This is a genomic window from Citreimonas sp., assembly GCF_042096055.1.
Taxonomy (GTDB): domain Bacteria; phylum Pseudomonadota; class Alphaproteobacteria; order Rhodobacterales; family Rhodobacteraceae; genus Citreimonas.
This window is the reverse complement of sequence record NZ_JBELMH010000018.1, coordinates 7,859-21,234: the sequence shown is the minus strand read 5'-3', so window position 1 is coordinate 21,234 and position 13,376 is coordinate 7,859. Positions and strand designations below refer to the sequence as shown.

At 70.5% G+C, this 13,376-nt stretch carries 10 protein-coding genes; 6 read left to right on the top strand and 4 right to left on the bottom strand.

Annotation, left to right across the window (positions count from 1 at the left end):
• Positions 1-106 precede the first annotated feature (106 nt).
• Positions 107-1,519, bottom strand: a complete 1,413-nt coding sequence (gene xdhA, locus ACFDTC_RS06350) for a xanthine dehydrogenase small subunit (protein WP_375258040.1) — start codon at positions 1,517-1,519, stop codon at positions 107-109.
• Positions 1,520-1,751: 232 nt separating this feature from the next.
• On the opposite strand from xdhA, the gene dnaE reads away from it, so the two are divergent.
• Both dnaE and ACFDTC_RS06340 read left to right on the top strand, forming a co-directional pair.
• Complete coding sequence (gene dnaE, locus ACFDTC_RS06345; protein WP_375258039.1) at positions 1,752-5,270, top strand: DNA polymerase III subunit alpha; 3,519 nt, start codon at positions 1,752-1,754, stop codon at positions 5,268-5,270.
• A gap of 83 nt (positions 5,271-5,353) precedes the next feature.
• Complete coding sequence (locus ACFDTC_RS06340) at positions 5,354-5,941, top strand: hypothetical protein (RefSeq protein ID WP_375258038.1); 588 nt, start codon at positions 5,354-5,356, stop codon at positions 5,939-5,941.
• A gap of 5 nt (positions 5,942-5,946) precedes the next feature.
• On the opposite strand, the gene ACFDTC_RS06335 is transcribed toward ACFDTC_RS06340, so the two are convergent.
• Positions 5,947-6,144, bottom strand: a complete 198-nt coding sequence (locus ACFDTC_RS06335; protein WP_375258037.1) for a SlyX family protein — start codon at positions 6,142-6,144, stop codon at positions 5,947-5,949.
• 151 nt (positions 6,145-6,295) lie between these two features.
• On the opposite strand from ACFDTC_RS06335, the gene hisS reads away from it, so the two are divergent.
• The 4 genes from hisS to ACFDTC_RS06315 all read left to right on the top strand — a co-directional run bounded on the left by hisS (position 6,296) and on the right by ACFDTC_RS06315 (position 10,971).
• The gene (gene hisS, locus ACFDTC_RS06330; RefSeq protein WP_375258036.1) at positions 6,296-7,912 is read left to right on the top strand and encodes a histidine--tRNA ligase; all 1,617 of its coding nucleotides are present in this window, start codon (positions 6,296-6,298) and stop codon (positions 7,910-7,912) included.
• On the top strand, positions 7,909-8,988 hold the full coding sequence (locus ACFDTC_RS06325) for an ATP phosphoribosyltransferase regulatory subunit (RefSeq protein ID WP_375258035.1): 1,080 nt from the start codon (positions 7,909-7,911) through the stop codon (positions 8,986-8,988). Before hisS ends, ACFDTC_RS06325 begins: the two co-directional genes overlap by 4 nt.
• A complete protein-coding gene (gene hisG, locus ACFDTC_RS06320; RefSeq protein WP_375258034.1) occupies positions 8,985-9,677 on the top strand; it encodes an ATP phosphoribosyltransferase in 693 nt (230 codons plus the stop codon). Before ACFDTC_RS06325 ends, hisG begins: the two co-directional genes overlap by 4 nt.
• A 139-nt stretch (positions 9,678-9,816) precedes the next feature.
• A complete protein-coding gene (locus ACFDTC_RS06315; protein WP_375258033.1) occupies positions 9,817-10,971 on the top strand; it encodes an MFS transporter in 1,155 nt (384 codons plus the stop codon).
• Here ACFDTC_RS06315 and ACFDTC_RS06310 read toward each other — a convergent pair.
• Positions 10,968-12,200 carry a cytochrome P450 gene (locus tag ACFDTC_RS06310; RefSeq protein ID WP_375258032.1) on the bottom strand — a complete coding sequence of 411 codons (1,233 nt, stop codon included), beginning with the start codon at positions 12,198-12,200 and terminating at the stop codon, positions 10,968-10,970. The two genes, ACFDTC_RS06315 and ACFDTC_RS06310, sit on opposite strands and share 4 nt — an antisense overlap.
• 120 nt (positions 12,201-12,320) lie before the next feature.
• Positions 12,321-13,220, bottom strand: a complete 900-nt coding sequence (locus tag ACFDTC_RS06305) for a MurR/RpiR family transcriptional regulator (protein ID WP_375258031.1) — start codon at positions 13,218-13,220, stop codon at positions 12,321-12,323.
• Positions 13,221-13,376 lie beyond the last annotated feature (156 nt).

Genomic DNA, 13,376 nt, shown 5'->3' with positions numbered 1-13,376 from the left:
GGCGTCGGGATGTCGTCGACGTAGCGCGCCGCACCGGTGACGTGCAGGCGCGCCGCATCGTGGGGCAGGGGCTTCGCGACATTGCCTTGGAAACGTGCGGTCCGGTTCATGCCCGCACCTCCAGCACATTCGCCGCCACGCCCTCGTCCTCCAGCCAGGCGCGGCGCAGCATGTTGCGCGCGGTGGCCAGCCGGTACGCGGCCGAGGCGCGCATGTCGCTCATCGGCTGGAAATCCCGCGCCCAGGCGTCGTCGGCGGCGGCCAGCGTCGCCTCGTCCCAGGGCCGGCCCGTGATCGCCGCCTCGACCGTCGCGGCGCGCTTAGGGATGCCCGCCATGCCGCCGAAGGCGATGCGCGCGTCCTGCACCACGCCGTCCTCGACGGTGATGTTGAACGCGCCGCAGACCGCGCTGATGTCCTGGTCGAAGCGCTTTGACAGCTTGTAGACCCGCAGCCGGTCGGTCTGGCCGGGGATCGTCACCGCCTCGACGAATTCGCCCGGTGCGCGGTCCTGCTTGCCGTAGTCGAGGAAGAACTCCTCGATCGCCAGGTCGCGGCGCGTATCGCCGTGGCGCAGGTGCAGCACCGCCCCCAGCGCGATCAGCGCCGGCGGGTTGTCCCCGATGGGCGAGCCGTTGGCGATGTTGCCGCCGATCGTCGCCGCCGCGCGCACCTGCGCGCTGCCGTAGCGGCGGATCATCTCGGCATAACCCGGATGGCGGTCGCGCATCGCGTCCAGCACGAGGTCCATCGTGACGCCCGCGCCGATGCGCAGGCCTGCCTCGGTCCGCTCGATCGCCTGCAGGTCGCGGCAGCGGTTGAGGAAGATCACCGGCCCCAGCGCGCGCATCTGCTTGGTCACCCACAGCCCCACGTCGGTGGCGCCGGCGACCAGCGTGGCGTCGGGTTGTGCGGCATAAAGCGCGGCGAGCTCGTCGGCGGTTTCCGGCGCCGCGGGCGTGGCAGGGGGGCTGTCTGCCCCCCGGCTCTGCGAGCCTCCCCCCGAGGATATTTCCGGACCAAAGAAGCCCTGATCGCCGCGCATCCACTCTGGCACGGGCGTGTCGGCCGCGGCCTCGGCCGCGCGCACGATCGGCGCGTAGCCGGTGCAGCGGCACAGGTTGCCCGCCAGCGCGTCGTCGTGGCCGCGGTCGCCGTTCAGATGCGCGGTGGCCATCGAGACCACGAAGCCCGGCGTGCAGAAGCCGCACTGGCTGCCGTGGTGGTCGATCATCGCCTGCTGCACCGGGTGCAGTTCGCCGCGGGGCCCCGAGATCCCCTCGACCGTGCGCACCGCCTTGCCGTGCAGCTGCGGCAGGAACAGGATGCAGGCGTTGAGCGCCTTGGCGCCGTCGTCGTCGGTGACCATCACCGTGCAGGCGCCGCAATCGCCCTCGTTGCAGCCTTCCTTGGTGCCGGTCAGCCCGCGCGGCCCGCGCAGCCAGTCCAGCAGCGTCGCCGTGGGGTCCACGTCGCGCAGGTCCACGGTCTCTCCGTTGAGAAGAAACGTGATGTCCATGTTCGTATAGCCTGCCGCCTTACCGTTGCCGATCCCCGCGGGGTGCGCGCCCTCGATGCGGCGTAGAAGGCGCGCGAAATCCGTTTTTCAGCCCAAAGCGTAGGGGCCGCGCGGCCGGTTTGGCAAGGAAAAAGGCGCCCGCGACGCCACGGCGCGCCCGCTGACGCCGGGTCGAGCGGGCGCGGCCGGTTTGGGGGTTTTCGCGAGGCCGCCCCCCACATATCGTGGTCGCATGGCCGATCCCCGATTCATCCACCTGCGCGTGCACACCGAATACTCGCTGCTCGAGGGCGCGGTGCGCCTCAAGAAGCTGCCCGGCCTGTGCGAGGCCGCCGGCATGCCCGCCGTCGCCGTCACCGACAGCAACAACCTCTTTGCCGCGCTGGAATTCTCGGTCTCGGCCGCGGGCAAGGGGATCCAGCCCATCATCGGCTGCCAGGTCGACCTGCGCTACCTGGAACCGGGCACCGGAGAGCGCCCGAAGCCGCCCGCGCCGGTGGTGCTGCTGGCGCAGTCCGAGGCCGGGTACGAGAACCTGATGAAGCTCAACTCGTGCCTCTACCTGCGCACCGACGGAGAGCTGCCGCACGTCACGCTGGACGAACTCGACGCGCATGCCGAAGGGCTGATCTGCCTCACCGGCGGGCCGGACGGCCCCGTGGGACGCCTGCTGCAGGCCGGCCAGCGTCCCGCCGCGCAGACGCTGATGACCCGCCTGCACACCATGTTCGGCGACCGCCTCTACGTCGAGCTGCAGCGCCACCCGACCGAGAACGGGTTGCCGCAATCCGAACGCGCGACCGAGCGCGGCCATGTCGAGATGGCCTACGAGATGGGCCTGCCGCTGGTCGCCACCAACGACGTCTACTTCCCCAAGACCGAGATGTACGAGGCGCACGACGCGCTGATCTGCATCGCCGAGGGCGCCTATGTCGACCAGAACGACCCGCGCCGCCGCCTGACGCCGCAGCACTACTTCAAGTCCGCGCAGGAGATGGCGACGCTCTTCGCCGACCTGCCCGAGGCGATCGAGAACACCGTCGAGATCGCCAAGCGCTGCGCCTTCATGGCCTACCGCCGCGACCCGATCCTGCCGCGCTTCGCCGACGACGAGGTGGACGAGCTGCGCCGCCAGGCGCAGGAGGGCCTCAAGGCGCGCCTCGCCGTGATCCCCCACGCCGCATCGGTGGAAGACTACGAGAAGCGCCTGGAATTCGAGCTCGGCATCATCGAGGGGATGGGCTTTCCGGGCTACTTCCTGATCGTCGCCGACTTCATCAAGTGGGCCAAGGAGCAGGACATCCCGGTGGGGCCGGGCCGCGGCTCGGGCGCCGGCAGCCTCGTGGCCTACGCGCTCACGATCACCGACCTCGACCCGCTGCGCTATTCCCTGCTGTTCGAACGCTTCCTCAACCCGGAACGCGTCAGCATGCCGGACTTCGACATCGACTTCTGCATGGACCGCCGCGAGGAGGTGATCCGCTACGTGCAGGAGAAGTACGGCCACGACCGCGTCGGCCAGATCATCACCTTCGGCGCGCTGCTGTCCAAGGCCGCGGTGCGCGACGTGGGCCGCGTGCTGCAGATGCCCTACGGGCAGGTCGACCGCCTGTCCAAGATGATCCCGGTCGAAGGGGTCAAGCCCGTCAGCATCGAACAGGCCCTGCGGGACGAGCCGCGCCTCAAGGAAGAGGCCGACAAGGAATGGCTGGTCGAGCGCCTTCTGACCTACGGCCAGCAGGTCGAGGGGCTGCTGCGCAACGCCTCGACCCACGCCGCGGGCGTGGTAATCGGCGACCGCCCGCTGGACGAGCTGGTGCCGCTCTATCGCGACCCGCGCTCGGACATGCCGGCCACGCAGTTCAACATGAAATGGGTCGAGCAGGCGGGCCTGGTGAAGTTCGACTTCCTCGGCCTCAAGACCCTGACGGTGATCCAGAACGCGGTCGACCTGATCCTCAAGGCCGGGCGCCCGCTGCACGTGGCCGCCGACGGCACCGAGCTTTATGAACCCGCGCCGGGGGCCGAGAACCAGATCAACCTGATCCCGCTCGACGACGAGAAATCCTACGACCTCTACGCCCGCGCCAAGACGGTCGCCGTGTTCCAGGTGGAATCCTCGGGCATGATGGACGCGCTCAAGCGCATGAAGCCCACCTGCATCGAGGACATCGTCGCCCTCGTGGCGCTCTATCGTCCCGGCCCGATGGAGAACATCCCGACCTATTGCGAGGTCAAGAACGGCAAGAAGGAGCGCGCAGCGCTTCACCCCACGATCGACCACATCCTCGACGAGACGCAGGGCATCATCGTCTACCAGGAACAGGTGATGCAGATCGCGCAGGAGATGGCGGGCTATTCGCTCGGCGGCGCGGACCTTCTGCGCCGCGCCATGGGCAAGAAGATCCAGGAGGCGATGGACGCCGAGCGGCCCAAGTTCCTGGAAGGCGCCAAGGCCAACGGCGTCGACAAGGACAAGGCGATCGAGGTCTGGAACCTGCTCGACAAGTTCGCCAACTACGGCTTCAACAAGTCGCACGCCGCCGCCTACGCCGTGGTCAGCTACCAGACCGCCTGGCTCAAGGCGAACCACCCGGTCGAGTTCATGGCCGGCGTGATGAACTGCGACATCCACCTCACCGACAAGCTGGCCGTGTATTTCGAGGAGGTCCGCAAAGGTCTGTCGCTGCCCTGGGTGCCGCCCTGCGTGAACCGTTCGCAGGCCACCTTCGACGTGCACGAGGGCGCGCTGGTCTACGCGCTGGGCGCGCTCAAGAACGTCGGCGTCGAGGCGATGCGGCTGGTGGTCGAGGGTCGCGCCGCAGGCGCGCAGGGCCGGGGCGAGAAACCCTTCGCCACGCTGTTCGACTTCGCCCGCCGCGTTGACCTCAAGAAGGTCGGCAAGCGGCCGCTGGAAATGATGGCCCGTGCCGGCTGTTTCGACCAGCTCGACCCGAACCGCCGCCGCGTCTTTGACAGCCTCGACGCGCTGGTGGCCTACTCGGCCGCGATCCACGACCAGAAGGCCTCGGCGCAGGTCTCGCTCTTCGGCGAGGCGGGCGAGGATCTGCCGGAGCCGCGCCTGTCGCCGGTCAGCGACTGGCTTCCGGCCGAACGTCTGGCCGAGGAATTCAAGGCCGTCGGCTTCTACCTGTCGGGCCACCCGCTCGACGATTACATGCCGGCGCTGAAACGCCGCGACGTGATGACCCTGGACGAGGTCACCGCCCGCGCCGAAAGCGCGCCGCTGGTGGCGAAGATGGCGGGCGTCGTCGCGGGCCGGCAGGAGCGCAAGTCCGCGCGCGGCAACCGCTTCGCCTTCTGCCAGCTGTCGGACCCCACCGGCGCCTTCGAGGTCACGCTGTTTTCCGAGACGCTCGAGAAGTCGCGCGAATATCTCGAGACCGGCGCCAAGGTGCTGCTGACGGTCGAGGCCACGATGGAGGCCGACCAGCTCAAGCTGCTGGGCCGCGGCGTGTCGCCGATGGACCAGGTGATCGCCGGGGCCGTCACGGGCCTGCGCATCTTCCTCGACGACGAGGCCGCGCTGGGCCAGATCGCCGGCGTGCTGAAACGCGCCTCCGAGCAGCTGCCCAAGGCCGCCCGCGGCCCGGTCGAGCTGCTGCTGCCCGACTACGTGGGCCTGCCGGGCGACACGGTGCTGCGGCTGGGCCAGGACTTTCCCGTGACCCCCGAGATACGCGGCGCGGTCAAATCGCTCGCCGGCGTGCTGGCGGTGGAAGAAGTCTAGGCGCCGCTTCGCGCATCGTGCCCGAACCGCTGGCGATGCGCGCCGCGACCCGCTAGAAGGCATCAGCCATCGAGGGGGCCCGCATGATCTTCCGCGCCATCGTCGCCGTCACCGCACTGACACTCGCAGGCTGTTCCGGCGCGCCGATGGGCGGCGGGGCAGGCACCGGCGACGGGGTCGAGTATGTCGAGGTCGGCCGCAACGCGGTGCTGCCCTACGGCGAGATCGGCCGCGCCTGCGATCTGCCGGCCGCGCGCCTCGGGACCGAGATCGCGCGCTACCCCGCCACCGGCCGCGGCTACGCGATCCACGACACCGCCCCCGGCCAGACCGGCCAGCGCACCTTCTTCGTCACCGGCTTTTCCGACGGCTGCGCACGGCAGGTGACCGCGGCGCTCGCGATGTTCGGCCAGCCCGAGACCTACGAGATGATCCGCTTCGGCGCGCCCGGGCGCACGCAGCCGATGGCCGCGACCGACGCCGCCTACGACCGGATCAAGCGCGTGCTCTGCCGCGTGTCCGACGACCAGCCCTGCGGCGACCGCCTTGGCCGGCTCGAACGCGACACCGTCTTCGTCAGCCTCTACGAGCGGCACGGCTCGAACCCGCGCTGGAAGAACCTGCTGCTGCACGACGGCGACGTCGTCGCGCTCGACATCAAGTCGCGCTGACCCGCTCAGTAATGCGGCGGCCGCTCGTCGCCCAGCACCACGCCGCCGCTGCCTTCGGAGGCGCGTTCGCGCTCGCGCTCGACCAGCACCGCGAGGCGGCGCTTGAGCTCCTCGATCTCGCGGTCCTGGCGGGCGACGGTGTCCGACAGGTCGTCGACGCTGCGTTCCAGATGGGCCAGGCGTTCCTCGACGTTGCGGTCCATGGCTTCGCTCCTCTCGCCATCCTCGTGACCCCGAGGTAGGCGCGCCGCCGCGCCCGTGCAAGCGCCCGTTGCCCCGCCGCGGCAGCCCCGCCTTGCCCCCGCCGGGGCGGCACGCTAGAGGGTGCGCGACCGGATCGAGACAGGCAGACCCATGGCCAAAGCGAAGAAGACGCCGCGCCCCCGGGCGCAGACGCCGAAGGGCTTCCGCGACTATTTCGGGGCCGAGGTGACGCACCGCGCCGCGATGCTGCAGGCCATCGCGCAGGTCTACCACCGCTACGGCTTCGACGCGCTGGAATCCTCGGCCGTCGAGACCGTCGAGGCGCTGGGCAAGTTCCTGCCCGACGTCGACCGCCCGAACGAGGGCGTCTTCGCCTGGGAGGACGACGCCGAGGGCTGGGTCGCCCTGCGCTACGACCTGACCGCGCCGCTCGCCCGCGTCTACGCGCAGCACCGCAACGACCTGCCGCTGCCCTATCGCCGCTACGCGATGGGCCCGGTCTGGCGCAACGAAAAGCCCGGCCCCGGCCGCTACCGCCAGTTCTACCAGTGCGACGCCGACACCGTGGGCAGCGGATCGGTCGCCGCCGATGCCGAGATCTGCGCCATGCTCGCGGACGTCCTGGAAACGGTCGGCATTCCGCGCGGCGACTACATCGTGCGCGTGAACAATCGCAAGGTGCTCAACGGCGTGCTCGAGGCGATGGGCGTCGCGGACGAGGGCCAGCAGGCCGCCGTCCTGCGCACCATCGACAAGTTCGACAAGGTCGGCGAGGCCGGCGTGCGCGAGCTTCTGGGCAAGGGCCGCCTCGACGCATCGGGCGCCTATATCGACGGTGTGGGGCTGAGCGATGAGCAGGCTGACAAGGCCGTTGGTTTTCTGCTGGCCAAGTCGCGTGTGCTTGGCCGACTGGAAGTGGAACTGGACGCCCGGAGCGACACCGAAAGCGACGACTACAAGCTTCTTGCTCAAGCTTGGTCAGTGGAAAAAGGGCCTGATAGGCAGCGAGGTTGGAAGCATACGCCACAAAGCGGCGCAGCCATCACTAATAGGGTGCTGGGATATCTCGGTGAGTTGGTTGGTTCTTCCGACAACGGTAGGGTCGGGATTCAAGAGCTTCGAGAAATCTCTGACTTGCTCATTTCCCAGGGCTACGGCCCCGACCGCATCGTCATCGACCCCAGCGTGGTGCGCGGTCTCGGCTACTACACTGGCCCGGTCTTCGAGGCCGAGCTGACCTTCGAGATCCTCGACGACAAGGGCCGCAAGCGCCAGTTCGGCTCCGTCGCCGGCGGCGGGCGCTACGACGACCTCGTCAAGCGCTTCACCGGCCAGGCCGTGCCCGCCACGGGTGTGTCCATCGGCGTCGACCGCCTGCTCGCCGCGCTGCACGAAAAGGGCCGCATCGAGACCCGCGCCGAAGGCCCCGTCGTCGTCACCGTGATGGAGCGCGAGCGCATGGCCGACTACCAGTCGATGGTGGCCGAACTGCGCGCCGCCGGCATCCGGGCCGAGGTCTACCTTGGCAACCCGAAGAACTTCGGCAACCAGCTCAAATACGCCGACAAGCGCGCCAGCCCCGTCGCCGTGATCGAGGGCGAGGAAGAGAAGGCCCGCGGCGTCGTCCAGATCAAGGACCTGGTCCTCGGCGCGAAGATCGCCGAGAACGCCAGCCTGGAAGAGTGGAAGGAACGCCCCTCGCAATTCGAGGTGCCGCGCGCCGAACTGGTCGCCCGCGTCCGCGCGATCCTGGACGGCCCGGCGTGAACCCCGCCGCCCGCGACAAGGCGGCCAGCCTGCGCGCCCGGTTTGAGGCCGCCGGCGCCGCGGTGATCGACCCCGCGATCCTGCAACCGGCCGAGACGCTGCTCGACCTCTACGGCGAGGACATCCGCGGCCGCGCCTACGTCACCGCCGATCCGGGGCGGGGCGAGATGATGCTGCGCCCCGACTTCACCGTGCCGGTGGTGCAGGCGCACATGCAGGGCGGCGCCGAGCCCGCGCGCTACACCTATTCCGGCGAGGTCTTCCGCCGGCAGGAGGCCGATCCCGACCGCAACCCGGAATACCTGCAGGTCGGGTTCGAGATCTTCGACCGCATCGATCCCGCCGCCGCCGATGCCGAGGTCTTCGCGATCTTCGCCGACGCGCTGGCGGGCCTGCCGCTGCGCGCGGTCACCGGCGATATCGGCGTGCTGATGGCGGCGGTCGGCGGGCTCGACGCCTCGGCCGCGCGGCGCGCGGCGCTGCTGCGCCACCTGTGGCGGCCGCGCCGCTTCCGCGCGCTGCTCGACCGGTTTTCCGGCAAGACCCGCGTGCCGCCCGCGCGCGCGAAGCTTCTCAAGGCGCGCGATCCGCTGGACGGCGCGGCGCCCCTGGTCGGCAAGCGCTCGCACGACGAGATCGCCGCCCGGATCGAGACGCTGCGCGCCGACGCCGCCCAGCCGCCGCTGTCGCGCGACCAGGTGGCGCTGGTCGACGCCATCCTCGCGGTGCGCGAAACCGCGCCCTTCGCGTTGGCGCGGCTGCGCGACATCGCCGTGGACATGCCCGCGCTGACGCCCGCGCTCGACCGGCTCGAGGCGCGGCTGGACGCGCTCGCCGCGCGCGGCATCGACGTCGAGGCGCTGGATTTCGAGGGCAGCTACGGCCGCACCTCGATGGAATACTACGACGGCTTCGTCTTCGGCTTCGTCTCGGACGCGCGGCCCGACCTGCCGCCGGCCGCCACCGGCGGGCGCTACGACGCGCTGACCGAACGGCTGGGCGACGGGCAGGCGATCCCGGCGGTGGGCGGCGTGATCCGCCCCGACCTGATCCTGGCGCTGGAGGGCGGCGCATGAGCGTGAAGCTGGGCGTGCCCTCGAAGGGCCGGCTGATGGAGAAGACCTTCGACTGGTTCGGCGCCCGAGGCGTCACCCTGTCGCGCACCGGGTCGGACCGCGAATATGCCGGCGCCGTGTCGGGCGCCGACGGCGTCGACCTGGTGCTGCTCGCGGCCGGAGAGATCCCGCGCGAACTGGCCGCGGGGCGCATCCACCTGGGCGTCACCGGCACGGATCTGGTGCGCGAGAAGCTGGTGCAATGGGACCAGAAGGTCGAGCCGCTGGCCGAGCTGGGCTTCGGCCATGCCGACCTGATCGTCGCCGTGCCCGCCGCCTGGGTCGACGTCGACACGCTCGACGATCTCGACGCGGCGGCGGCGGCGTTCCGCGCGCGCCACGGCCACCGGCTGCGCATCGCGACCAAGTATCACCGGCTGGTGCGCGACTACCTGCGCGACGGCGGCGTGGCCGATTACCGGCTGGTCGACAGCCAGGGCGCGACCGAGGGCACCGTGGCGAACCTGACCGCCGAGGCGATCGCCGACATCACCTCGACCGGCGAGACGCTGCGCGCCAACCACCTCAAGCCGCTGTCCGACCCGCCCGTGCTGCGCAGCCAGGCGACGCTGTTCCGCTCGCGCCGCGCGCCGCTGGCGCCCGAGGATCGCGCCGCGCTGGAAAACCTGACCGGCCTCCTGGGACTCTGACGCGGCCCCTCGCGGGGGGCGTGTCGGGGGCCGTCCGCGGGGGCAAATCCTAAGACTTGATGAATCCGTCGCTGCAAGTCATTGATTTCGTTTGTGCGCCATGATGTCCCACGATGGGACACCTGATCGGAGGAAGGGAATGCCCGCCATCGTCACCCCCTGGCGCAGCGTCGCCGCCGCCTTCGCCCTCAACGGCGTCCTGCTGGGCTGCTGGGCCTCGCGGGTCCCGGCGGTCGCGGCCGGCTTCGGCCTCGACGAGGGCGCGCTGGGCCTGCTCCTGCTGGTCATGGGCGTGGGCGCGCTGGTCTCGTTCCCCATCGCGGGCAAGCTCGCCGACCGCTTCGGCGCGGTCCGCGTGACCCGCTGGATCGCGGCGGTCTACCTCGTCTCGATCGTGCTGGTCGGCCTCGCCCCCACCGTGGTCGCGCTGGGCGTGGCCCTGTTCCTCTTCGGGATGTGCCACGGCGCGATGGACGTCACGATGAACTCGTGGGCGGCCGAGGTCGAGCATCACATGGGCCGCTCGGTCATGTCCTCGTTCCACGCGATGTGGAGCCTCGGCGCCGGCCTAGGCGCCGCCGGCGGCTTCGTCGCCGCCAGCGTCGCGGCGCCGGTCGCGGTCCACTTCCTGCTCGCCTCGGTGCTGGCGGCGGCGCTGTTCGGCCCGTTCCTGCGGATCGCCTGGACCTCGCGCGTGGTGACCGGCGGCGCGGCCGACCCGGTCTTCGCCTTCCCCCGCGGCGCGCTGGTCTTCGTCGGCCTGATCGCGCTGGGCGCGGGCCTCGGCGAGGGCGCCGCCGTGGATTGGAGCGCGGTCTTCCTGTCCGACGTGCTGGGCGCGGCCGAGTCGCAGGCGACGCTGGGCTACGCCGTCTTCTCGGTCACGATGGTCGCCATGCGGCTCTGCGTCGATCGGACCATCACTCGCCACGGCCCGCAACGCGTGGCGCTGGTCAGCGGGCTGCTCGGCGCGGCGGGCTACCTGCTCTGCGCCACCTCCGCCTCGCTGCCGCTCGCGCTGGTCGCCTTCGTCCTGATGGGTCTCGGCTACGCCGCGGTGATCCCGCTGGCCTTCAGCCGCGCCGCCGCGGACCCCGACGTGCCTGCAGGCCAGGCGATCGCTTCGGTCGCCACGCTGGGCTACGGCGCGATGCTGATGGGTCCGCCGGCGATCGGCTTCATCGCCGACGCGAGTTCGCTGCGCCTGTCCTTCGCCCTCGTCGGCCTGTTCGCGCTGCTGATCGCCGCGCTGTCGCCGGTGCTGGGCCGCGCGCGGGCCGCAGAGGCGGACTAGACCGAGATCAGCACGCCCTTCTTCGGCAGGGCGGGGAAGCTCGAGTAATCCATCTGCACGTCCGGGTCGGTCAGGCGCCAGTCGATCTCGCCGTCCATGAAGGTCGTGAACCGCTCCATCAGGCGGATCGTCAGCCACTCGCCTGGGCAGCGGTGGGTCCGTGCGTGCTCACCGGCGCCCTGCGGCACCATCGTGTAGGGATCGCCGGGCCAGTCGAGGAAACGGGCCGGGTCGAAACGGTCCGGCTCCTGCCAGTGCCGCGCGTCGCGGTTCGTGCCGTAGAGATCCAGAACCACGCGCGTGCCTGCGCGGATCGTCTCTCCGTGCCAGTCGAGATCCGCGCGCGCGATCCCGGTGGTCGCCGGGAAGAACGGCGCGGTGCGGCGCACCTCCTGCACGAAGGCGTGCGGCCAGTCGGAATGGTCGCGCACACGCGCGACGGCATCGCGGTGCCGCGCCAGCGCCAGCCCGGCGAAGGCCATGAAGACCGAGACGGCGACCGTCGGCCGGATGATGTTGAGCAGCTCGACCGCGGCCACATGCGCTGGCAGAAGCTGGCCGTCCTGGTCCTTCCACAGCGCGACGACCGGGAACGCGCGGCCCGCATCGACGTCGGCGAAGCTGCCGGCGCGCAGGTCCTCGATCGCCTGCACGGTGTCGCGCTCGAGGTGCCGGCGCGCGCGCCGCGCCTTGATCTGCCCGACCGGCGAGGGACCGGCATGCATGAACAGGTCGGCCAGCCGGTCGGCGGTCACCTTCGCATCGTCGGTCGGCAAGGGCAGCCCGGACCAGCCGTAGGCACTGCGCGTCAGCACCACCTTCATCTCGTCGAAGACCTCGACCGTGCCATGCCATTGCGCGGCCGTCGCGCGGAACGCGTCGTCGAACCGGGCGACGAACCGGTCGAGGTCCGCGTCTGGCCCCAGCAGCTTCAGGTGCATGCGCTTGCGATGGTGATGCGGTGCGCCGTCCAGCCCCTGGACGCCGCCGGTGCCGAACAGCACGTCGCGGATCAGCGACGGCACCGCGCCCTCGCGCCTGATCTTGTCCTGGTCGTAGAGCAGGCGCGCGGCTTCGCGCCCCGTCAGGCAAACGGCCTCGCGGCCCAGGATGCGCGTGCGGAAGCCGTCGGTGCCCAGATCGCGGCACCGCGACAGGATGTGCCGGTACGGGTCCGCCAGGATCGCGGCGGTCGCGTCGGGCCAGTCCGAGGAGGGAAGCGAAGTCATGCGGGTCTTTCCTCGCGGCGGGGGGCGCGGGCGCGCGGCGCCCTGTCGGCAGGGCAACCAAGACCGGAACGATGAGTTCCGGGCCCGCCGAGCCGGGCAGTCGACCGCGCGCAGGCGACCTCACCCCGGGCGGCGGAAGATCCGCGTGCTCGAGAACAGGTCCTCGAGCCGCTCGATCCGCGCCAGCGCCCCGTCGCCCAGCCGCGACTGCGCCTCGGCGATCAGCGCCTCGACGATGAGGTTGATGGCGAGCGTGGAATCCCACGACGACGGCACCTCGACCGCGGCGTTGAACACGTGGTCGGCCAGCGCCGAGATCGGGCTGCCCCACTGGTCGGTGAACAGCACGATCCGGCTGCCTTGCCCCCGGGCAAGCTCGGCCAGCTTCATCAGCTCGCCCTCGTAGCGGCGGATGTCGAACAGGATCAGCGCCGTGTGCGGCCCCATGTCCAGCAGGTATTGCGGCCAGACGTTGACCGGCGGCGGCAGCAGCATCACATCGGGGCGGATGATCTGCAGGTGGTTGAAGAAGTAGTCGGCGTTCGACCGGGTGATGCGCCCGCCCGCCATGCGCACGGACACGGCCGGGTCGGCCAGCAGGGCGGCCACCGTGTCGAAGGTCGCGGGGTCGAGCCGCTCGATCGTGTGGTTCAGGTTCTCGAACACCGCCGTGGCGAAGGTGCGGAAGGCCGGGCTGTCGCCGCGCGTCTCGGGCCAGCCGTCGCCCTTGAGGATCGGCTGCTTGATCTGTTCCGACACCTCGCGGCGCAGCGCGTCCTGCATCTCGGGGAAGCCGTCGAAGCCCAGCTTGCGCGCGAGCCGGATCACCGTGGGCGTCGACACGCCCGCGGCCTCCGCCAGTTTGCTGACGGTGTTGAGGCCCGCCACCGGGTAGTCGCGCAGCAGCACGCTGGTCAGCTGCCGTTCGGCCGGGGTGAGGGCGCCGGAATGGTCGTGATCGCGGATCAGGTCCTTGACCAGCACGGGGCGGCTGGACGGAGAAGAGCGGGTCTGCTGCACGCGGTCACCCCATGCGATGTAGCGTTTCGTACAGGGTACGCCCAAACTGTAATCGACGCTACGTAATTTTCTTGACAGCGCGCGAGCCCCTGTCGCTAATCGTACGAAACGGGGATGGGAAACCGGACGTGTCAGCGTGGGAAGCAGTCGAGCGGG

Excerpts from the sequence above, each read along its gene's own strand:
- ACFDTC_RS06315 (WP_375258033.1), top strand. The coding sequence starts at position 9,817 with ATGCCCGCCATCGTCACCCCCTGGCGCAGCGTCGCCGCCGCCTTCGCC.
- hisG (WP_375258034.1), top strand. The coding sequence starts at position 8,985 with ATGAGCGTGAAGCTGGGCGTGCCCTCGAAGGGCCGGCTGATGGAGAAG.
- xdhA (WP_375258040.1), bottom strand. The coding sequence starts at position 1,519 with ATGGACATCACGTTTCTTCTCAACGGAGAGACCGTGGACCTGCGCGAC.
- dnaE (WP_375258039.1), top strand. The coding sequence starts at position 1,752 with ATGGCCGATCCCCGATTCATCCACCTGCGCGTGCACACCGAATACTCG.
- hisS (WP_375258036.1), top strand. The coding sequence starts at position 6,296 with ATGGCCAAAGCGAAGAAGACGCCGCGCCCCCGGGCGCAGACGCCGAAG.
- ACFDTC_RS06310 (WP_375258032.1), bottom strand. The coding sequence starts at position 12,200 with ATGACTTCGCTTCCCTCCTCGGACTGGCCCGACGCGACCGCCGCGATC.
- ACFDTC_RS06335 (WP_375258037.1), bottom strand. The coding sequence starts at position 6,144 with ATGGACCGCAACGTCGAGGAACGCCTGGCCCATCTGGAACGCAGCGTC.
- ACFDTC_RS06340 (WP_375258038.1), top strand. The coding sequence starts at position 5,354 with ATGATCTTCCGCGCCATCGTCGCCGTCACCGCACTGACACTCGCAGGC.